The 19,608-nt window shown below is 44.3% G+C and carries 21 protein-coding genes; 14 read left to right on the top strand and 7 right to left on the bottom strand.

All coding sequences use genetic code 11. The features are described from left to right. Positions 1–99 precede the first annotated feature (99 nt). The 10 genes from EWV60_RS11210 (at position 100) to EWV60_RS11255 (ending at position 8,832) form a co-directional block, all read left to right on the top strand. Positions 100–321, top strand: coding sequence for a hypothetical protein (locus EWV60_RS11210; protein WP_002736250.1), 222 nt, complete (start codon positions 100–102; stop codon positions 319–321). 113 nt (positions 322–434) lie between these two features. Then, complete coding sequence (gene ldpA, locus EWV60_RS11215) at positions 435–1,436, top strand: circadian clock protein LdpA (RefSeq protein WP_287232290.1); 1,002 nt, start codon at positions 435–437, stop codon at positions 1,434–1,436. 117 nt (positions 1,437–1,553) lie between these two features. Beyond that, positions 1,554–3,299: a R3H domain-containing nucleic acid-binding protein gene (locus EWV60_RS11220; RefSeq protein WP_502705823.1), complete on the top strand. Its 1,746-nt coding sequence runs from the start codon at positions 1,554–1,556 to the stop codon at positions 3,297–3,299. An 11-nt stretch (positions 3,300–3,310) separates the two neighbouring features. Beyond that, a complete protein-coding gene (locus EWV60_RS11225; RefSeq protein ID WP_287232292.1) occupies positions 3,311–3,550 on the top strand; it encodes a hypothetical protein in 240 nt (79 codons plus the stop codon). 82 nt (positions 3,551–3,632) lie between these two features. Beyond that, entirely contained in the window at positions 3,633–4,448 is an 816-nt protein-coding gene (locus tag EWV60_RS11230) for a Cof-type HAD-IIB family hydrolase (protein WP_287232294.1), read from the top strand. A gap of 52 nt (positions 4,449–4,500) precedes the next feature. Beyond that, positions 4,501–5,235, top strand: a complete 735-nt coding sequence (locus EWV60_RS11235; protein WP_287232296.1) for a dienelactone hydrolase family protein — start codon at positions 4,501–4,503, stop codon at positions 5,233–5,235. Between the two features lie 96 nt (positions 5,236–5,331). Then, complete coding sequence (locus tag EWV60_RS11240) at positions 5,332–6,189, top strand: S1 RNA-binding domain-containing protein (protein WP_287232326.1); 858 nt, start codon at positions 5,332–5,334, stop codon at positions 6,187–6,189. Between the two features lie 222 nt (positions 6,190–6,411). Next, complete coding sequence (locus EWV60_RS11245; protein ID WP_287232297.1) at positions 6,412–7,269, top strand: DUF6671 family protein; 858 nt, start codon at positions 6,412–6,414, stop codon at positions 7,267–7,269. A gap of 13 nt (positions 7,270–7,282) precedes the next feature. Beyond that, positions 7,283–7,942, top strand: a complete 660-nt coding sequence (locus EWV60_RS11250) for a class I SAM-dependent methyltransferase (RefSeq protein ID WP_287232299.1) — start codon at positions 7,283–7,285, stop codon at positions 7,940–7,942. Between the two features lie 26 nt (positions 7,943–7,968). Further along, the gene (locus EWV60_RS11255; RefSeq protein ID WP_287232301.1) at positions 7,969–8,832 is read left to right on the top strand and encodes an NAD(P)-dependent oxidoreductase; all 864 of its coding nucleotides are present in this window, start codon (positions 7,969–7,971) and stop codon (positions 8,830–8,832) included. A gap of 292 nt (positions 8,833–9,124) precedes the next feature. On the opposite strand, the gene EWV60_RS11260 is transcribed toward EWV60_RS11255, so the two are convergent. After that, on the bottom strand, positions 9,125–9,475 hold the full coding sequence (locus tag EWV60_RS11260; protein ID WP_002735620.1) for a DUF760 domain-containing protein: 351 nt from the start codon (positions 9,473–9,475) through the stop codon (positions 9,125–9,127). 136 nt (positions 9,476–9,611) lie between these two features. Then, positions 9,612–10,130: an SMC-Scp complex subunit ScpB gene (gene scpB / locus EWV60_RS11265; protein WP_016516372.1), complete on the bottom strand. Its 519-nt coding sequence runs from the start codon at positions 10,128–10,130 to the stop codon at positions 9,612–9,614. 61 nt (positions 10,131–10,191) lie between these two features. Between scpB and EWV60_RS11270 the strand changes: the two genes are divergently transcribed. Continuing rightward, a complete protein-coding gene (locus tag EWV60_RS11270) occupies positions 10,192–11,004 on the top strand; it encodes an inositol monophosphatase family protein (RefSeq protein ID WP_002737211.1) in 813 nt (270 codons plus the stop codon). 256 nt (positions 11,005–11,260) lie between these two features. After that, positions 11,261–12,025 carry an ABC transporter ATP-binding protein gene (locus EWV60_RS11275; RefSeq protein ID WP_016516373.1) on the top strand — a complete coding sequence of 255 codons (765 nt, stop codon included), beginning with the start codon at positions 11,261–11,263 and terminating at the stop codon, positions 12,023–12,025. A 59-nt stretch (positions 12,026–12,084) separates the two neighbouring features. Here the strand turns inward: EWV60_RS11275 and EWV60_RS11280 are convergent, their stop codons facing one another. The 5 genes from EWV60_RS11280 to EWV60_RS11300 form a co-directional block, all read right to left on the bottom strand. Continuing rightward, complete coding sequence (locus EWV60_RS11280) at positions 12,085–12,363, bottom strand: hypothetical protein (protein WP_002735949.1); 279 nt, start codon at positions 12,361–12,363, stop codon at positions 12,085–12,087. 41 nt (positions 12,364–12,404) lie between these two features. After that, positions 12,405–12,767: a DUF4164 family protein gene (locus EWV60_RS11285; protein WP_072923549.1), complete on the bottom strand. Its 363-nt coding sequence runs from the start codon at positions 12,765–12,767 to the stop codon at positions 12,405–12,407. Positions 12,768–12,808: 41 nt separating this feature from the next. Continuing rightward, a complete protein-coding gene (locus tag EWV60_RS11290) occupies positions 12,809–13,138 on the bottom strand; it encodes a hypothetical protein (protein WP_287232305.1) in 330 nt (109 codons plus the stop codon). Between the two features lie 393 nt (positions 13,139–13,531). After that, positions 13,532–15,115, bottom strand: a complete 1,584-nt coding sequence (gene ndhD1 / locus EWV60_RS11295) for a photosynthetic/respiratory NAD(P)H-quinone oxidoreductase subunit D1 (RefSeq protein ID WP_287232307.1) — start codon at positions 15,113–15,115, stop codon at positions 13,532–13,534. A 297-nt stretch (positions 15,116–15,412) separates the two neighbouring features. Then, positions 15,413–16,150 (bottom strand): phycocyanobilin:ferredoxin oxidoreductase, encoded by a 738-nt coding sequence (locus EWV60_RS11300; RefSeq protein ID WP_287232309.1) that lies wholly within the window; start codon positions 16,148–16,150, stop codon positions 15,413–15,415. A 212-nt stretch (positions 16,151–16,362) separates the two neighbouring features. On the opposite strand from EWV60_RS11300, the gene EWV60_RS11305 reads away from it, so the two are divergent. Both EWV60_RS11305 and EWV60_RS11310 read left to right on the top strand, forming a co-directional pair. Further along, a complete protein-coding gene (locus EWV60_RS11305; protein WP_287232311.1) occupies positions 16,363–18,675 on the top strand; it encodes a transglutaminase TgpA family protein in 2,313 nt (770 codons plus the stop codon). Between the two features lie 234 nt (positions 18,676–18,909). After that, on the top strand, positions 18,910–19,548 hold the full coding sequence (locus EWV60_RS11310; protein WP_287232312.1) for a hypothetical protein: 639 nt from the start codon (positions 18,910–18,912) through the stop codon (positions 19,546–19,548). Positions 19,549–19,608: the final 60 nt, after the last annotated feature.

Here is a 19,608-nt window from a genome sequence, read left to right on the forward strand (position 1 = left end):
CCTTATTTTTCCCCAAGCAATCCCAGAAGGAAGATTATAAGTAAAGATAGGGACAAGCGGAACCCATCAGCCAAATTTTCGCTGCCATCACGATATTTTATGGATAAAGATACTCGATTCGCCATTTTAGTCATTGGCATTCCCTTTCTCGGACTAGCTTACTGTGGCTTGATTTTTGCCGTGATGATCTATTGGGTGTGGGCCCGGGAACATCCCGTAACCATGGCCACTTTTTTCGTCCTTGCTCCTTCTTTGATTTCTGGCTCTATCTGGCTGTTAGCTTCCTATAAAGCCCGTCAAAAGCAGCGTTTGGGTTTATAGTTCAATGTAGAGGCCGATGGCATTCGTCCAAAAAGAATTAATAATCATTCTTTAGTCAGAATCAGAGCAGCACAAGGCTGACATTTAGGGGCTGGGCGCGATAGGATAAAAAAGTGCTAGATAAAAACCCCTCTCCCTTACAGTCCCTAGTTGCGGGTCACTGGTTCAAGCTCATCTGTGGAGCTAGTTACCAAGATTTGCCCACGATTCGCAACCTCGCCTTGGCCTATACTATCGCCGGGGCTGATTGTATTGATGTGGCTGCCGATCGAGCCGTGATCCTTGCGGCCAAGGAAGGCATCGAAACGGCGGAAAAAATCGCCGGATTCTCCCCAAATCGACGACCTTGGTTAATGGTCAGTCTCAATGACGGTGAAGATCCCCACTTTCGCAAAGCTGTCTTTAACCCGCAACTCTGTCCGGTCGATTGTCCCCGTCCCTGCGAAAAAATCTGTCCCGCTTATGCTATTGATGGGGGGGGAGTGATTGAACAGCGCTGTTATGGTTGCGGTCGCTGCTTACCCGTTTGTCCCCCGCAGATAATCGAGACAAGATCCCGTGTCTGTCAACCCGCAGAAATCATCCCCTTAATTATCGAAATGGGAGTCGATGCGATCGAAATTCATACCCAAGTCGGTCATGGAGAGGAATTTGCTCGACTCTGGCAAGCGATCGCACCTTTAACTAAAAACCTAAAAATCCTCGCCATAAGTTGCCAAGATGATGAATATATCATTGATCACCTCCACTATCTGCGAGAAACCATTTCACCCCTAAGCTGTCCTCTGATTTGGCAGACGGACGGCCGACCGATGAGCGGCGATATCGGCAAAGGGACCACCCACCCGGCCATTAATATGGCCAAAAAAGTCCTTTCCAGCAATCTAGCCGGATTTGTGCAGTTAGCCGGGGGAACCAATGACCACACCGTGACCAAATTACAGCAACTGGGACTGAGAAAAAAAATCGCTGGTATTGCCTATGGAAGTTACGCCCGTTCATTGATTTTGCCAATTTTAGAGCATTTAGACCAGCTTAACCTTGAAAATGACCCACAAGCCTACCAAGAAGCCCTTAAAGCCGCTTCTATGGTGGTTGCTCAATTAAAAGCCTAGCCTTGGTCAAAAAACTATAATACTTTTTTAATTGACAACTAACCCATAAATGTGTTAGACCCCAAGAAAATCTTGGAAATAAAAACGGCCAATTATCGCCAAAACCCTTTACTATTAATGCCAGAAACCCTACCCTCCTCTCGGATGCCAGTGACCGACGATTTAAACAAACTCTTGGCAATTCTACCAGCTCGGATTCGCGGCAAAATCGAGGAACACCCGCGGCAGCATCAACTAATCGAAGTAGTTATGGATTTGGGACGCATACCAGAAGCGCGTTTTCCCGATGGGGCGATCGATCTGGGAGACGAACCGATCTCAAAAGAAGAAATCCAGTATTCGATCGCCAGGGTGGGCAGTTTTAGCGGCGATAATCGCGCTGGGATTGAACGCACCCTGCACCGGATCAGTGCCATTCGCAATCGAGACGGGGAAATTATCGGTTTAACCTGTCGTATCGGTCGGGCTGTTTTTGGTACGATCACCCTGATTAACGACCTAGTGGAAACAGGAAAATCCCTGCTGCTGCTCGGTCGTCCGGGGGTAGGAAAAACCACCGCTCTCCGGGAAATAGCCCGAGTTTTAGCCGACGATCTTAACAAACGGGTAGTAATTATCGACACCTCCAACGAAATCGCCGGAGATGGAGATATTCCCCATCCGGCCATCGGTCGCGCTCGTCGGATGCAGGTGTCCCGTCCGGAATTACAGCATCAGGTCATGATCGAAGCAGTGGAAAACCATATGCCAGAGGTAATCGTGATTGATGAGATCGGTACGGAATTAGAAGCTCTGGCTGCTCGCACGATCGCCGAACGCGGGGTGCAGTTAGTGGGAACGGCCCACGGCAATCAATTGGAAAATTTAATTAAAAACCCGACTTTATCGGATTTAGTCGGGGGAATTCAGGCAGTAACTCTCGGAGACGAAGAAGCACGCCGCCGGGGTTCTCAGAAGACCGTTTTAGAACGCAAAGCACCCCCCACCTTTGATATTGCCATCGAAATGTTGGAACGTCAGCGCTGGGTCATCCACGAGGACGTATCTACTACTATCGACCAACTGCTGCGGGGACGGGAAGCAATTGCCCAAATCCGTTGGGTAGATGAGGAGGGAAAAGTACAGGTCGCTCAGGAAGAACCAAAACCGGAAAAGTTGACCCCTTTGCGCGGCAATTATCTGCCAGAAATGGATAAACCCAAGGGATGGCGGGCCGATGGCCGGATGACCCCCGTGGCCCGTTTCCCTGCGGGCCCTCTCAACCGGGAAAACGATTTTGATCGCCTCCTCGAACAATCTTGGCTGCAGGAAGAACCGGAAACGGAAAAAGTCCGCGTCCCCGGTCCCAATGGCGAAGATTGGCCGGTTTATGTCTATCCCTACGGAGTCAGTCGCGCTCCGATCGAGCAGGTAGTACAGGCCCTAGATTTGCCGATCGTTTTGACCAAAGATTTACAGGAGGCCGACGCGGTGCTGGCCCTGCGTTCCCACGTTAAAAATCAGTCAAAATTGCGGCAAATTGCCAAAGTAAGACAAATTCCCATCCACGGCATCAAATCCAATACCCTGCCCCAAATTTCTCGCGGTTTAAAGCGGATTTTGGGCATTGATGACCCGATGAATCAGGAAGGTGCGGATCTGCGTTTATTTGCCCGCAGCGGTAGTGATGACGAGATCGAAGCTTTGGAGGAGGCCCGGTTAGCGGTGGAACAAATCGTTATTCCTACCGGCCAACCGGTGGAGTTACTGCCCCGCTCGGCGAAAGTGCGGAAAATGCAGCACGAATTAGTGGAACATTACCGTCTCCAATCCGATAGCTTCGGAGAGGAACCGAATCGCCGTATTCGCATCTATCCAGCTTAGGAGTCAGGAATTTGCAGCGACGCACCCTCATCATTATCGGTAAAGGGACGGCGATCGGTGCGGTGGCCTCCCTGATTATCCATCGTCCCCAATCGGGGGCGGAATTACGGGCTAAAATGCCCCTAGCTGAAAGAATTAAGCTCTGTCTCGATCTGGCTAGTTTAATTCTAGCCAGATCGACTATCTCGATGGTTATTTGGGGAATTCTCTATCCCTATCTTACCCATCCAGAGTCATCGGGTTTTAACTAGGGCTTGCTGAATACCAAGATTTACCCTTTTTGATGGGGGAAGTGGCAAACTATTAACTGTTACCGTTGAATGGGAAAAGACTGTGGATATTCGCTTAATCGTTGTCGATGTGGATGGAACGATCGCCGGGGATAACAATCAGGTTGATCTGGCCGTGGTGCAAGCTGTCTCAGCCGTCCAAAAAAAGGGGATTTCAGTCGCTATTGGCACTGGTAGGATGTACCGCTCGGCTTTACGCTTTCATAAACGCCTTAAATCCACTTTACCTATAATTGCTTACAATGGCGCTTGGATTCAAGATCCTGTTTCCCAAGTTCACCATCGACATACCCCTATTTCCCCCGACTTGGCGATCGATCTTTTGGATTATCTCGAACAACCCCAATGGAAGGAGAAAATCTCCCTTAATTTTTATATGGACGATGTGCTTTATGTGCGGCAATTAAACGCGGAAACGGAATTCTATCGCCAGCGATCGGGTATTATTGCCGAAGCAGTGGGGGATTTACGCAAAGTCGCCCACAAAACCACTAAAATCCTGGCCATGGGGGAAGATAAGCAATTTATCGCCGAGATTTGGCAGCATTTACAGCAACGCTATCAAAATCAAGATTTATACTTTACCCAATCGAGTCCGACTTTTTTTGAAGTTACCCACGTTGAGGCTACCAAGGGAAGCGCCACCCAATTTTTGGCCGAAGATATCCTAGGATTACAACCAAAAAATGTTATGGCGATCGGTGATAATTTTAATGATGTTTCTATGCTCACCTATGCGGGTGTCGGTGTCGCTATGGGTAATGCTCCCCAAGCCGTTAAGGATCAAGCCGATTGGGTTGCCCCCAGTGTAAACTTAAATGGGGTGGCTGCGGCCTTGGCAAAGTTTGTTTTGATTTGAGCAAGATTTGACTTTTTACTAGAAAACCAACATCCTTTTCACCGAGAAAATTATGACTATTAATACGCAAACTGTTACGATTTCTAACAAAGATATTGACATAAATGCCTATTTAGCCATTCCCGATCGAGTGGGAATTTATCCAGCAATTATCGTGATTCAGGAAATATTCGGCGTAAATGACCATATTCGAGATGTCACCCGCAGAATTGCCCAAGAAGGCTATATAGTGATCGCTCCTGCCATTTATCAGCGATTTGCTCCTGGTTTTGAAACGGGGTACAGTATGGCAGATATCGAAATCGGTCGTCAGTACAAGGAACAAACCAAAGCAGCCGAATTAATCAGCGATATCCAAGCCACCATCGATTATCTTTATAGTTTGCCACAGGTGCAAAAAACCGGTGTCGGCACGATCGGTTTTTGTTTTGGTGGTCATGTGGTTTATCTTGTCTCCACTCTAGAGGATATCAAAGTTACTGCCTCTTTTTACGGTGCAGGAATCACCACGGGAACCCCTGGGGGTGGTCAAGCGACAGTGAAGGTGACTCCCCAAATCAAAGGGACAATCTACGCATTTTTCGGGATGTTAGATGCGAGTATTCCTCAAAAGCAAGTGGATGAGATAGAAAACGCATTAATCCGTTATCAAATTCCTCATCGAGTTTTCCGCTATGAAAATGCCGACCATGGCTTTTTCTGCGACCAAAGGGCTAGTTATAATGCTAATGCGACCAAATCTGCTTGGGATCATGTGCTAGAGTTATTTAGTCTTCTTAAATCTTAATGGTCTGACTCCTTAAGCTTCAGCTTACACTGGAAGCAGTTCGAAATCACATTTGTAACCATTCTATTTATCATGACACCGAACCCTGCCTTTTCCATGGACGATTTTGCCAAAGCTCTTGATCAATACGATTATCAATTTGAAAAAGGGCAGATCGTGCGCGGGAGAGTCGATCAACACACCTCCGATGGAGCATTCATCGATATTGGCGGCAAATCCTCCGCTTTTATTCCTTTAAGGGAAATTTCCCTCGAAAATGTTATTTCTATTGCTGAAGCTTTACCCATAGGTGCAGAATTCGATTTTCTGATTACCCGTGGACAGGACGCGGAAGGACAAGTTACCCTGTCTCTGCGGCAATTATTACTACAAAAAGCTTGGGAAAATGTCAGGGAAATCTCTGAAAGTGGCAAGTCGGTACAGCTGCGCGTCACGGGGGTGAATAAGGGGGGAGTGACGGGAGAAGTGGAAGGATTAAAAGGATTTATCCCTCGCTCCCATTTAATCGAAAAAAATGATTTAGATTCCCTGATCGGACAACTTTTAACCGCAACTTTTATTCAAATCGATGAAGAAAATAATAAATTAGTTTTATCTCAGCGAGAAATTGCTCGCGCTAACGCTATCAGTCAATTAGCTGTGGGTAAATTATTAAGTGGCACTGTGGTTAAATTACAACCCTACGGTGTCTTTGTCGATTGCGGTGGAGTGACGGGATTACTCCATGCTAAACAGGTGACAGGAGCCTCTTTTAATTCTCCCATGACTTTCTTTAAAGTTGGTCAAGCAATTCAAGTGGTAGTCGCGGAAATTGACGAATATAAAAACCGCATTTCCCTATCCACAAAAATCCTGGAAGCACACCCCGGCGAAATTCTCGAAAACTTTGCAGAAGTCATGGAAACAGCAGCAGAAAGATTAAAACAAGCTCAGGGAAAAACCCCAGAAACTTAGTGTAGGGTGGGTTAGGCGACAATAATTTAGATACTTTACCACCTATTTAGTATTCGCCGTAACCCACCATCAGTTATCAGTTATCAGTTATCAGTTATCAGTTATCAGTTATTAGTTATCAGTTATCAGTTATCAGATGTGAGTTTTAAGTGGACAGTCTTAAGTAGGAAATTGCCGTTTTCTTTTCGCTGATTGCTGTTTTTTACTTTTTCCTTGATCAAGATGTTTCAAGAAAAGATGTTTCAAGATCGGATAGCAATTTTAGGGACTATGCACGGAAAAGAGCGGGTGATTGCACCGATTTTAGCGCAAGAAATAGGACTTAAGGTGATTGTACCCGATAATTTTAATACCGATCGCTTTGGCACTTTTACCCGGGATATTAAGCGCATCTGGACACAAATTGAAACCGCTCGCAGGAAGGCACAACAAGCGATCGAGCTTTCGGGATACGATATCGGAATTGCTAGTGAGGGTAGTTTTTATCCCTATCCTAACTTGCCGTTAGTTTCCTGTAATCGTGAATTGATTTTATTACTCGATCGAGTCCATAATCTAGAAATAATTGGTCAAGCAATAGTCACGGAAACTAATCACGCTCACCAAACTGTCACTAATCTAGCAGCTGCTTTAGAATTTGCCGAAAAAATTGGCTTTCCTAGTCATGGTTTAGTGGTGATGTTTGATAAAAATTCTCTCGACTCCGAGCATATTTTTAAGGGAATTACTGACCAGAAAAATTTCGTTAAAATTGTTGAAGATATTCTTGACAAAAACGGCAAAGTACACCTAGAAACCGATATGCGCGCTATGCACAATCCCACGCGGATGAAAGCAATTGCAGCTGCGACAGCAAATCTTGTTCAAAAACTTAATCAATTATGCCCTAATTGTGGTTGTCCGGGGTTTGATATTATCGAAAGAACATCGGGTTTACCCTGTGGTTTATGTCACTTTCCCACCTCTTTAATTAAACTGGAACTATACGGTTGTCAAAGGTGTGATTATCGAGAGGAAAAACTCTTTCCCAACGGTGAAAAAACCGCCGATCCGATGTATTGTGAATATTGTAATCCCTAAAGATAGCTTTTCTATGGAAAGAATTTTAGAACCAGAAGTAATGGATGATCGGGAAGAAGCGATCGAATATGATGCCATGGACTTCACGGAAGTTAATACTAATTTCGCCAAAGAAGCCGTACAATTAGCCGGTATTAATGCTAGGGTCTTAGATGTAGGAACTGGTACTGCACGCATTCCGATTATACTCAGTCAACTACGTCCCCAATGGCAAATTATCGCTATTGATCTGGCCGATTCTATGTTAGAAATTGGTCAAAAAAATATCCTTAATGCTAACTGTCAAGAACAGATCAAATTGGAGAAAGTTGATGGAAAAAATCTTCCCTACCAATCCGAGCAATTTGATTTAGTTATTTCTAATAGTTTAATCCATCATCTCGAAAATCCTCTGCCTTTTTTACGCGAAATTAAGCGAGTTTTAAAACCGAATGGCGGCATTTTTTTAAGAGATTTATTCCGTCCTGATTCCGAGGAAATAATCCAGGGGATGGTGAGGGAAATCGATCCTAATTTTTCTCCCCGACAAGCGCAACTATTTCAAGACTCGCTGCGAGCGGCTTTTACCCTAGCAGAAATTGCCGATTTAATCCAGCAGTCGGGATTAAAAAATGTTAAAATTTATCAGTCTTCTAATCGTCATTGGACAGCCATAAAAACAAGTAAAAACTAATCACTAAATCAGGGAAAAATTGAGTTATGAAAGTTGGATTTTTGGGAACAGGATTAATGGGAACGCCAATGGTAGAAAGATTATTAAATCAGAAAATTTCTGTTATTGCCTATAATCGCACCTTAGAAAAATTAGCACCTTTACAGCAGTTGGGAGCCAAAACAGTTAACTCTCCTGAACAAGTCATTCAAGAGGCAGATTGTCTGATTTTAATGTTAACTAATGCCGCCGCTATCCAAGAGGTTTTAGGATTAAATTACGAGCAATCTAACTTCAATAATCGGACTATTATCCAGATGGGAACCATTGCCCCTTCTGAAAGTAAACAACTGCGAGATCAAATTGTGGCTAAAGGGGGAGAATATCTAGAAGCACCCGTGTTAGGAAGTATTCCCGAAGCTAAAAATGGCACTCTCTTAGTTATGGTGGGAGCAACGGAGAAACAGTTCCATCAATGGTCAAATTTATTAGCACATTTTGGTCAAAAACCGATGTTAATCGGGGAAGTGGGAACCGCTGCGGCGTTAAAATTAGCTTTAAATCAATTAATTGCCACTCTAACCAGTGCTTTTGCTTTGAGTTTAGCTTTTTTATCCCAGCAAGGAGTAGATCTAGAAAAATTCATGACTATCCTGCGTCAAAGTGCCTTATATGCGCCTACTTTTGACAAAAAATTAACCAGAATGTTAGAGAAAAATTATGCTAACCCTAACTTTCCCACTAAACATTTACTCAAAGATGTCAATCTCTTTTTAGAGGAATCGGAGAAGTTAGATTTAACCACTTTTCCCCTAACAGGAGTACAGAGCCTTCTGGAAAAAGCTTTAGCAATGGGATTAGCAGAGGAAGATTATTCAGCTTTATATGAGGCGCTGAAAAAAGAATTATAAACCGCTTACCCACATCAAAAAGACTCTCTTTGGTTTGTGTAGGAAGAAAAACCGATAAAAGGCTTTAAATTTTCCTTAAGCTTTGTTGAGGTGGCCGGAAGAGGGGGTTAGAGTGGGAAGTGATGGAATTTTGGGCATATTCTCCTATGACGCTGACTGAATTTGGATTATTAGCGGGTTTACTTGTCCCCGGTATCCTGCTCTCGATTTTGGTGATGGTGAGTTTTGCCAAAGGGGGTTAAAAACTGATAGAGACACCGATGAAAGTGTCTCTATCTTTTTGGGGTGAGGATTAATCTATTTTTGGTTTTTTGCCCAATTTAATTGATTCTGTAGCTAACAAAATTGATTCTAAATGATGGCGCTTCTCCACTTGACCGAGGAAATAACCTGTCATCATCGCTGAAGCGAGAAGATTCGCCAAATTCTCGCGGTCGGTGGTAATTTGTACCGCAAAATCCTCTGAGGGCAACATTCCCACCAATCCCCTGACGTTTTGCGAGATAATATCTTTAATTTCGCTACTGACGGATTGGGCTATTCTCTCAAGGGTTTCAGGATGCTGCTGCTGGAGATACTGCATCAGACAGTTATCATTTTGTTCTTCGGTTTCCCAGGGAAAAAAATCAGGATTAAAAGTCATCAGAACTTCCACGCTGTAGTGGTTATTGGATCTAGGTTAACAAATCGCTCTTCTTGATTGCCCGAAGTCCCCCCTATCTTCTTCAAGTTTAGCTCAGTGATCAGAAATATTTACCCTTAATATACCCTCTCCCTCCTTATTCCTGATCGGTAGCTTCTAGAATACCCTGTTCCCTAAGATTGTCAACCTCGAAATATTGATGAAATTTATCGGTTACTTCTAACCAATAGGATCTACCTTCGTTTTGCTTGCGTTTTCTCACAAATCCTCGTTCTACCAAGTCCTGAACCTGTTGATAGGCCGTACTGCCGCGTAAATTAATTAAATCCGCTTGTAAAATCGGTTCTTTTATTGCGATCGCTGCTAAAGTGCGGAGGGTTCCCGTGCCTAATTCGGCCGGGATCAGGTCTTCGATCAAATTCTGATAAGCTGACCGCAATTGTAAACTATAACCGAGGGGGGTTTCCACCACTTCCAAGGCACTATCCCGGTGGGCATAATCGGACATTAACTCGATCATAGCATCTTCCACCGTCAAGCGATCGCTGTTGGTTAATGTCACCATCTCGGTTAAGGGGACAGGCTGCCCTTTTAGGTAAAGTATCGCTTCTAGACGGGTAGCTAGTCTGATCTCTTGGTGGGCTTCCGCGCTCAATCTCGACTACCTAAGTTTAGACACTAAGCTAATATTCTACTAGAAAACGAACGAGAAAATTATGGAAACTTTTTGGAGTCAGGTTTTAGACTTTTGTTATCAGGCTACCGAGCAGGTGGGCGATCGCCTAGTAGCTGATTTTGGCAAATTACAGGCCACCAATAAAGCAGACGGGACTTTAGTGACGGCTGCCGACCGTTGGTCCGATGGCGAATTGCGATCATTAATTGCCCGCACTTTCCAGGATCATGGAGTCTTAACCGAGGAAACTACCCATATTTTCCCGGATCAAGAATGGTCTTGGGTAGTGGATCCAATCGACGGCACGACTAATTTTACTCGCGGTATTCCCATCTGGGGCATTTCCCTGGGACTTCTCTACCGGGGGACTCCTGTGTTCGGATTTGTTTATCTCCCCTGCCTGAAACAGTCCTATTATGGTTATTGGTACGGTGAGACGGGTTTAACCGGTCCAGAGGGGGCCTACTGCAACGGTCAACCGATTCACACCAGTGACGATTTTCCCAGCAAAAATCATCTGTTTAATCTCTGCGCTCGTAGTACAGGTGTATTTAAAAACCCCTTTCCCTGCAAAGTGCGGATGATAGGAGTGGCTAGTTATAATCTGCTTTTGGTTGCCGATGGCACTGTCTTGGGAGGAGTGGAAGCAACCCCGAAAGTCTGGGATATTGCTGCGGTTTGGGCAATTCTACAGGCCGCTGGCGGAGTATTTATCTCTTTAGGAGAAAAGATTTTTCCCTTGCAGGTGGGGGAAAATTATAGTGATCGATCCTATCCCTGTTTAGCCGTGGCTCGATCGAATTTAGCGCCAGTTTTCTTGCCTTTAGTCGGTTTTCTCAAGGATGTTGCTTGAATGGAGAATTGCTCAGGTTAGAATAGCTGCATTTATTGGTTTTATCTCTATTTAGGGCTTGCTGAATAAATCTAAAAACCTTGTTGGATAATATCTTTAAGCTTGTTTGAAATCAAAAACTGCCAGCCCTTGGAGTGATCAGGGGGGAAATTTAGGCACTTTTTGCCTGAAAATTAGGTAATTGACCCCCTGAAAATCGGTAAAACCCTACACTCCACACCCTACACCCCACACCCTGCCCCCACGAATTTATTTCATGAGTTTTGATACTTCCTCTCTCAGCGAACGCAACGATAAAGCCGAAGTCTATCAGCCGGTAATTATTCGCCTCGAAAATGTGTCTAAAATCTACGGCAGTGGCGAAACCATAGTTAAAGCCCTCAATAACATCAATTTAAGCCTAAAAAAAGGGGAATATTGCGCTATTATGGGGGCTTCAGGTTCGGGAAAATCCACAGCCATGAATATTATCGGCTGTCTTGATCGTCCCACCTCGGGGTCTTATTATCTAGAAAATCTGGACGTTTCCACGCTGCCGGATGGGGATTTAGCTCAGATTCGCAATCGTAAAATCGGCTTTGTTTTCCAGCAATTCCATCTTTTACCCCAGATGAGTGCGCTGGAAAATGTCATGTTACCGATGATTTATGGTGGGGTTTCTCCTCAAGAAAGAAAGGAAAGAGCGATCGCTGCTTTAACGAAGGTAAAATTAGATAATCGACTGCACAATAAACCCAATCAATTATCGGGAGGACAACAGCAGCGCGTCGCTATTGCTAGGGCAATTGTCAATCAACCCATATTATTACTTGCTGATGAACCGACGGGGGCGCTAGACTCGAAAACTACCCAAGAGGTGATGGCTATTTTCTCAGAATTGAATAACAGTGGCATTACTATCGTCATGGTAACTCACGAGGCTGATGTGGCGCGTCACTCTCAGCGCATTATTTGGTTTAAGGATGGTGAAGTGGTTTATCCTAATCTCGCACCGACGGATTTACACGAGGTGATTGGGTAGGGTAGGGATTTTTCAGTTATCAGTGAAAAGAAAACGGCAACTTCCTAATTAGATATCTGTTAGGGATTGGGAAGAAAACCAAAAAGTTTGGCTGCCCCTCCTAAAATGGCAACAACCAAAGCGATTAGAATCCCTCGATTGGTAAATTCCTGATTAGCGACTCTTGCAGTTAATCCTTTAATTTCTGTGGTTAGTCGCTCATCTAGGGCTTTAATCTCCCCTTTTAACTCCGATTGTCCTATCTCTAGCTTGTTAACATCCCTTTGTAGAGAGTCTATTTTTCCCTCAATCCTTGTCAGAACAGCTTCTAGGGAATAAGTCACGGTTTCGTTAGACATGGGCTAAACTCCTATATTTTGCTATGTTGCAATCGCCTTATTTAGGGGTTGCCACTGAGTAGAGAAAATCTGATGCTGACGGTGATTATTGCCCCGATACCGGCACTAATTCCCCCAACAATCAGAGGTAAAATTAACCCTCGAAATCCCTGTAAGTCAGAAACAGACTTAACTAAAACAGATTGTTCATTTTCTACTTTTTCTAATCTTTTATCGATGCCCTCAATCTTAAAGCCTAAGGCTTTAATTTCCCCTTTTAACTCCGATTGTCCTATTTCTACTTTGGTTAATCGTTCATCAATTTTGTCGAATTTTTGATTGACATCCCTTTGTAGAGAGTCTATTTTCCCCTCGATCCTTGTTAGAACAGCTTCTAGGGAATAAGTCACGGTTTCGTTAGACATGAGCTAAACTCCTATATTTTGCTATGTTGCGACCGCGCTATTTAGGGGTTGCCACCGAGGAGAGAAAATCTGATGCTGACGGTGATTATTGCCCCGATACCGGCACTAATTCCCCCAACAATCAGAGGTAAAATTAACCCCCGAAATCCCTGTAAGTCAGAAACAGACTTAACTAAAACAGATTGCTCATTTTTTACTTTCTCTAATCTTTTATCGATGCCCTCAACCTTAAACCCTAAGGCTTTAATCTCCCCTTTTAACTCCGATTGTCCTATCTCTAGCTTGTTAACATCCCTTTGTAGAGAGTCTATTTTTCCCTCAATCCTTGTCAGAACAGCTTCTAGGGAATAAGTCATGGTTTCGTTAGACATGGGCTAAACTCCTATATTTTGCTATGTTGCGGTCTCGCGTAGCGAGCGCGTTGCGACCGCCTAATATTCTTTGGGCGCGATTGCTCCAGTGGGGACTAATTCTGATAATTCTCCAGGCTGTACTCGTTAGCGATCGCATTAAAATAATCACACAATCAATTAAAAGTATAATAATACTAAATCCATTGAGTACAGGCTAGTTATGAGGAGAGGCACTCATGCAATAGGCAATAGGCAAAAGGGAGAATAAATAATCATTCTTTAATAACCGGATTTAATATTAGTAAAAATTATCAATTGAATGTTAAGAAGTGAGGAAATTGGGATTTAATACTGCTCACTTAAAACTCAAATCTGGTAACTGGTAACTGATAACTGATAACTGATAACTCCTTAGATTTCGGGAGCTTTTAGGGAATAAAGGGAGAAACTAGGGGTTTTTGCCTTTGCCTGTTGTACCAAACTGGGGACAGAATTACGCGCTAGGGCGGTTAATTTATTGGTAGTAGCATCGTAAATTGTCGTGGCCACTTTGGGATAGAGTCCAATGCCGATAATTGGCACTAATAGAGAAGCGATGATAAAGACTTCCCGGGGTTCCGCATCCACTAGGACATGGTGTTCTTCTAATTCCTTATTTTCCGGTCCGTAGAGAATTTCTCGCAACATGGACAAGAGATAAATCGGAGTGAGAATGACACCGATAGCTGCTAAAAAGACGATAATAACGCGGAAAGTGGGACTATAGGCATCACTGGTGGCAAAACCGATAAATACCATTAATTCCGCCACAAAACCGCTCATCCCGGGCAAAGCCAGGGAAGCGAGGGAACAGGTGGTCCACATGGCAAAAACTTTCTTCATTTTCTTGCCGACACCGCCCATCTCGTCTAACATCAGGGTATGGGTGCGATCGTAGGTACAACCGACCATAAAGAATAAACTCGCCCCAATCAGTCCGTGGGAAATCATCTGTAACATCGCCCCGCTTGTACCAATATCGGTAAAGGAAGCCATACCAATCAGGACAAATCCCATGTGAGAGATGGAAGAATAGGCAATTTTGCGCTTAAGATTGCGTTGGGCAAAGGAGGTTAAGGCGGCGTAGATAATATTAACTACCCCTAAAATCACTAAAACGGGGGCGAAAACGGCGTGAGCATCGGGTAACATCCCCATATTCATCCGTAAGAGCGCATAACCACCCATTTTAAGCAAAATTCCCGCTAGTAACATATGGGCAGGGGCAGTGGCTTCGCCGTGGGCATCCGGCAGCCAAGTATGAAGAGGGAAGATGGGCAGTTTTACCCCGTAGGCAATCAGAAAACCAGCGTAGAGGAATAATTGCAGTTTCAGGGGGAAATCCTTGCCGGCAATAGTCACCATGTCAAAGGAGACGGTATCGCCATAAAAAGCCATCGTCAGCGCCGCTACAAGGATGAAGAGAGAGCCTCCGGCGGTGTAAAGGATAAATTTGGTGGCCGCGTAGAGACGGCGTTTACCGCCCCAAATAGAGAGGATGAGATAGACGGGGACTAATTCTAATTCCCAGACGAGGAAGAACAGTAACAGATCCTGTACGGCAAACACTGCAATCTGTCCCCCGTACATCAACAGCATTAGGAAGTAGAATAGTTTCGGTTTAAAAGTCACCGGCCAAGCCGCTAAGATAGCTAGAGTGGTAATAAATCCCGTTAAGATAATCAGAGGCATGGAGAGGCCATCGGCTCCTAAGGACCATCTTAGGTCAATTTCGGGCAACCATTGGTAACTTTCCACTAATTGCAGATTGGGATTAGCGAAATCGTAACTGCTATAGAAAGCGTAGATAATTAGGGCAAAGTCGATTAATCCCACCGTCAGAGCAAACCATCTCACGGTTTTACCGTCTTTATCGGGAATTATGGGAACCAATAAAGCGGCGACGATAGGAAAAAGGATGATGACAGTTAACCAAGGAAAGTTCGTTAGATTCATCGGCTGTTTTAATATTTATTTAATCGTCAGAATCGAGAAATTAAGCTAGGGCTTTTTGGCGGTTTTACCTAGCAAAACCGCCTTTTTTTCGCTTGTTCTCGCGGTTACATTTGACTGTACCTAAATCAATCTAGCAATTATTTTCCTGTCCTTGTCTGTTAATATTGTTAAGTTTCAAGAGACTTCTGGCCTAATTAGGGTTTGCTAAAAAAGTTTTTCGGTGGGGGCAGGGTGTGGGGTGTGGGGTGTAGGGTTTTATACCATTAACCCATCCTACAAATAATTGTGCCTCCCTACTTAATCGGGCAAATCAAAGAGAACCCCCGTCATATAAAGCTCTGCCCATTCCCAACCGAAGGCTTTTTCTAGTACACGACGAGTTTTATCGTTTTTTTGCTGTTGACTACAATAATCCCGTTGTCCCTGTAAATAAATGCGCGCTTCTTCCCCGGAAAGAGGCTGACTTTCCTTAGCACATTTGCAGTGAATTGTCAAGAAATCTGTAACTCTTTGTAAAAATTGTCGTTCCTCGGCGGCGGTTTCGGGACGAATAAACAGACAATATTGGGAGAAAATATGACCCCAAGGCGGTAAATCACGAGCCTGGGCGAAATTAGCCGCAGGTAAAGCCGCTAAAGCTTGATTATAGGCACTAGAGAGGGTTTTATCGCCACTGGTGGGAGAAAGATCCACAATAGCGGCACTGATTCCCGCTTTGCCGGAGACTATATCACATCCGAACATCGGCAGCGGATATTCTGGACGGGGGAACATGACACAGTGAAGTATATCCAAACCATTGCCCAGTTTAGCCAGTTCTAGGTGCATTTTGCGGAACTGGGGAGTTTGATAGCAGCGATTCTCGATAATCAATTTTTCCCCTTCTAAACGTCCCTCCACATAGCCTAAACCTTCCGGCAACTCAAAGGGCGACAAATCAAGATAATTTTCCCACTGGGACAGAATTGCTGTGGCTAATTGTCCAATCAGGGGATGAAGTAACGGTAAAATTTCAGGCTTGGTAACGGCTATCATGGGTCAGTAATCAGTTATCAGTAATCAGTTATCAGTAGTCAGTAATCAGTAATCAGTTATCAATTATCAGTTATCAGTTATCAGTTATCGTCTCCCTATCTCCCTATTTTCCTATCTCCTGACATCTAAAATACACTTTACCCCATGGAGCGATCGAGATTAGAACTGGGAAACATAAAATTAACTTCTTTGTCCTTCTCCCAATTTACCCTATGGTTAGCAGTGCCACTCGTCCAAGACCTTCCTTAAAAACCCTCTGGCAAAAGATAGAATCTTTTCCCCTACCAGAAACCGAGGAATCGATTATTTTAAGAATTCTGGTGCAAGCTTTAGTAATCGTCGGTATTATCGCCACGGATGTGGCTACCGATAGTTATACCAGTCTTTGGGCGGTTCCTCTCAGTATTATCGGCGGAATCTGGAGTTGGCGACGCAGGAAAAAGCGCAATATCGGGGCAAAATTTTGTATAGCGATCGGAATGTTAGTAGTTTTGGCGCTATTCTTGGGTGATATCGTTGCGATGCAGGATAGTCGTATTGCTCTAACACAATTACTAATTCAACTGCAAATTCTCCATAGTTTTGACCTGCCCCGACGCAAAGATTTAGGGTATTCTATGGTCATCGGTTTAATTCTCTTGGGAGTCGCCGGGACAATCTCCCAAACCCTCGCTTTTGCGCCTTGGTTAATCCTCTTTCTGTTTTTATCCCTACCTACCCTAGTTTTAGACTATCGTTCTCGTTTAGGTTTAGATAATCTCAATCAGAGTCTCCCTTTCTTCTCAAGGAAACCCCCGCATCTAGCCACAAAAAAATTAGTTTCCCCGCAAAATTCCCCCCTTTCTCCCAAACGTTTTGGGATTTTCTTTCTGACAATTCTCCTCTTGGGATTGACAATTTTTGCTCTGATGCCGCGTTTTCCGGGTTATCAAATTCAATCTTTTCCCGTCAATAGTCCAGCAGGTATGGAAAATCAGGGTTTTGAACAGGGAGACCGACAAATCGTTAACCCCGGCTATGTGCGCGAGGGTGAAACGGGGAATGGTGGCGTAAATGGCGGTAATAGTCCCACTACAGGGTCAGGACAGTTAGATTCTACCTTTTATTACGGTTTTAACAGCCAAATTAACCAAAATTTGCGAGGAAGTATGACTCCCCAGACAGTCATGCGGGTACATTCTCAAGCCCCCGGATTCTGGCGCGCCATGGCCTTTGATCGCTATACTGGTCAAGGGTGGCAAATCTCGCGAGATCAAGAATTAGAGGATTTAAATCGCAGTAGTTGGTCCTATCGCTTTTTTGTGCCGCTACCCGCAACCCAAGCCAAAACCCATCAGGTAGTCCAAACCTACAGCATTGTCTCCAGTTTACCGAATATTATCCCTGCTCTTACTTCGCCCCAGTTTCTCTTTTTTCCCACTCGACAGGTATCTCTGGACCGAGAAAATAGCTTAAGGTCGCCGGGAAGATTAGCAGAAGGGCTAACTTATACTGTAATCTCACAAGTGCCGGAACGCAATCGCAGCCAACTGCGATCGGCCCCAGAAACCTACCCTAAGTCTATTCTCAACTATTATTTACAAATTCCTGCCGAAATTGCCCCGAAAGTCCGCCGAAAAACCGAGGAATTGCTGGCCAAATCTCCCACACCTTTAACCTCTCCCTACGAGAAGGCCCTATATTTGGCCCAAGCATTGAAGCAAAACTACGAATTAAAAACCGATTTGCCCTTTTTAGCCGAAAATGAGGATTTAGTCTCGGCCTTTTTGTTTCGTTTTCAGGGGGGTTACGCCGATCATTTTTCCACCGTGTTAACGATTATGTTACGCTCGATCGGTATTCCTGCCCGATTAGCCACCGGTTTTGCCCCTGGCCAGTTTAATCCTTTCACTGGCTTTTATGTTGTCCAAAATACGGACGCTTACGCCATCACAGAGGTGTTTTTCCCGGGTTACGGTTGGTACACTTTCGATCCTATCCCGGGCCACGAATTAATTCCCCCATCCTTTGAGGAAGCGGAACCTTTTAGCGTCCTCAAGCAATTTTGGCAATGGGTAGCCGGATGGTTGCCCTCTCCAGTCACGGGTTTTCTCGGTCTGATTTGGGAAAATGTTATCGTTACTATCGGTCAGTTATTGACCTGGTTATGGCGCTTTATTTCTGGCAGTCTTTTCGGGGGAATTCTCGGCGGTTTAGTCGGGGTCGTCTTCGCCTACGCTAGTTGGTTAGGATGGCGACAGTTCCATCGTTGGCGTAGGAGTCGCAAGTTAGCAAAACTACCACCAATCGAGCGTTTATACCAGCAAATGTTAGGAATCTTAACAGAAGCCGGTTATGGCAAACATCCCGCTCAAACCCCTTTAGAATACGCCACCGCCGCCCGCCGCGTCCAACCGCCGCCAGTGGCGAATATTATCGAGGAGATTGCTCGCGCCTACGTTGATTGGCGTTATGGCGGGAAATCGGCTAATATTGAGAGATTACGCCAACGTTTTCGAGAATTTGTCAAGTTGGTGAAAAAGTGAGCTTGAGCCTATAGTTAGGGTTTGCGGCAAAAAGTTTTTCAGCAAATCCTAAATAATTAGTCTTTAATAACTGGATTTAGTATTACTTGGCGATCCTTTGATAAATGGCGATCGCATTGCACTAATCCGATGGCTTCGACTAAAATAAATATGCTAGGATTGGGGTAATTTATCTGGATCAAGTTATTCCCTAGCCTAAATAAATACTCATTCCTCCACTGACAAGATATCATCATGGATCTACCAGCCTTTGATCATAACCTTCATCAGTCCGATACTACCCACACTTTACATACTCATGCGGATTCGTCGCTGGATTTGCACGACCACCAAGATTTGTTAAGCGACCCTAATTTGGGAGTTCACCACGATCCCTTTGTCCCATCTAATATCAGCATTTATGAGCCTCATCATATCCATAATGCTTTTGAGCATCAGGGTTTAGCAGATTATCAACCCCATCACGCTAATGGTTTATTAGACCATCAATATTCTCAAGTTGATCATCCTTCTCATTTTGCTCAAGGTTTTGAGAACCAGCACTTAGCAGATTATCACCTTCATCATGCTAACAGTTTCCCAGACCATCAATATTCCCACGCAGATCATACTTCCCATTGGGATCATCTTTCACAGCGATCTGGTTCTGAGACGGCTTCTGAGTTATTAAGTAAAGCCAATGAACTAGAGAAAAAAGCTAATGATAGTTTAAGTAGTTCTCAGAGTCACAGTAAAGAAGCCGATTGGCATCGTGAGCATAAAAACCAGTCAGATGCCTCTAGTCATGGGAAAGAAGCCCAAAATGCGATGGCTGAATCTGAGAAATATCAGGCGGAAGCTCAAAAGTTAAGGGAACAGGCGAAAAAAGTTTAAGTTTCAGCCTTGAAAAATCTCGTATTTGCTCAAAAGTAATTATCATTAACTTATTGTGGA

This window comes from Microcystis sp. Msp_OC_L_20101000_S702, from assembly GCF_007095705.1.
GTDB classification, from domain to species: Bacteria; Cyanobacteriota; Cyanobacteriia; order Cyanobacteriales; family Microcystaceae; genus Microcystis; species Microcystis ichthyoblabe_A.

Coding starts and splice junctions, on each gene's coding strand:
- EWV60_RS11240 (WP_287232326.1), top strand. CDS start 5,332: ATGGACGATTTTGCCAAAGCTCTTGATCAATACGATTATCAATTTGAA.
- EWV60_RS11275 (WP_016516373.1), top strand. CDS start 11,261: ATGAGTTTTGATACTTCCTCTCTCAGCGAACGCAACGATAAAGCCGAA.
- EWV60_RS11300 (WP_287232309.1), bottom strand. CDS start 16,150: ATGATAGCCGTTACCAAGCCTGAAATTTTACCGTTACTTCATCCCCTG.
- EWV60_RS11270 (WP_002737211.1), top strand. CDS start 10,192: ATGGAAACTTTTTGGAGTCAGGTTTTAGACTTTTGTTATCAGGCTACC.
- EWV60_RS11250 (WP_287232299.1), top strand. CDS start 7,283: ATGGAAAGAATTTTAGAACCAGAAGTAATGGATGATCGGGAAGAAGCG.
- EWV60_RS11255 (WP_287232301.1), top strand. CDS start 7,969: ATGAAAGTTGGATTTTTGGGAACAGGATTAATGGGAACGCCAATGGTA.
- EWV60_RS11220 (WP_502705823.1), top strand. CDS start 1,554: ATGCCAGAAACCCTACCCTCCTCTCGGATGCCAGTGACCGACGATTTA.
- EWV60_RS11285 (WP_072923549.1), bottom strand. CDS start 12,767: ATGTCTAACGAAACCGTGACTTATTCCCTAGAAGCTGTTCTAACAAGG.
- ndhD1 (WP_287232307.1), bottom strand. CDS start 15,115: ATGAATCTAACGAACTTTCCTTGGTTAACTGTCATCATCCTTTTTCCT.
- EWV60_RS11260 (WP_002735620.1), bottom strand. CDS start 9,475: ATGACTTTTAATCCTGATTTTTTTCCCTGGGAAACCGAAGAACAAAAT.
- EWV60_RS11310 (WP_287232312.1), top strand. CDS start 18,910: ATGGATCTACCAGCCTTTGATCATAACCTTCATCAGTCCGATACTACC.
- EWV60_RS11290 (WP_287232305.1), bottom strand. CDS start 13,138: ATGTCTAACGAAACCATGACTTATTCCCTAGAAGCTGTTCTGACAAGG.
- EWV60_RS11280 (WP_002735949.1), bottom strand. CDS start 12,363: ATGTCTAACGAAACCGTGACTTATTCCCTAGAAGCTGTTCTGACAAGG.
- EWV60_RS11305 (WP_287232311.1), top strand. CDS start 16,363: ATGGTTAGCAGTGCCACTCGTCCAAGACCTTCCTTAAAAACCCTCTGG.
- EWV60_RS11210 (WP_002736250.1), top strand. CDS start 100: ATGGATAAAGATACTCGATTCGCCATTTTAGTCATTGGCATTCCCTTT.
- EWV60_RS11245 (WP_287232297.1), top strand. CDS start 6,412: ATGTTTCAAGAAAAGATGTTTCAAGATCGGATAGCAATTTTAGGGACT.
- EWV60_RS11235 (WP_287232296.1), top strand. CDS start 4,501: ATGACTATTAATACGCAAACTGTTACGATTTCTAACAAAGATATTGAC.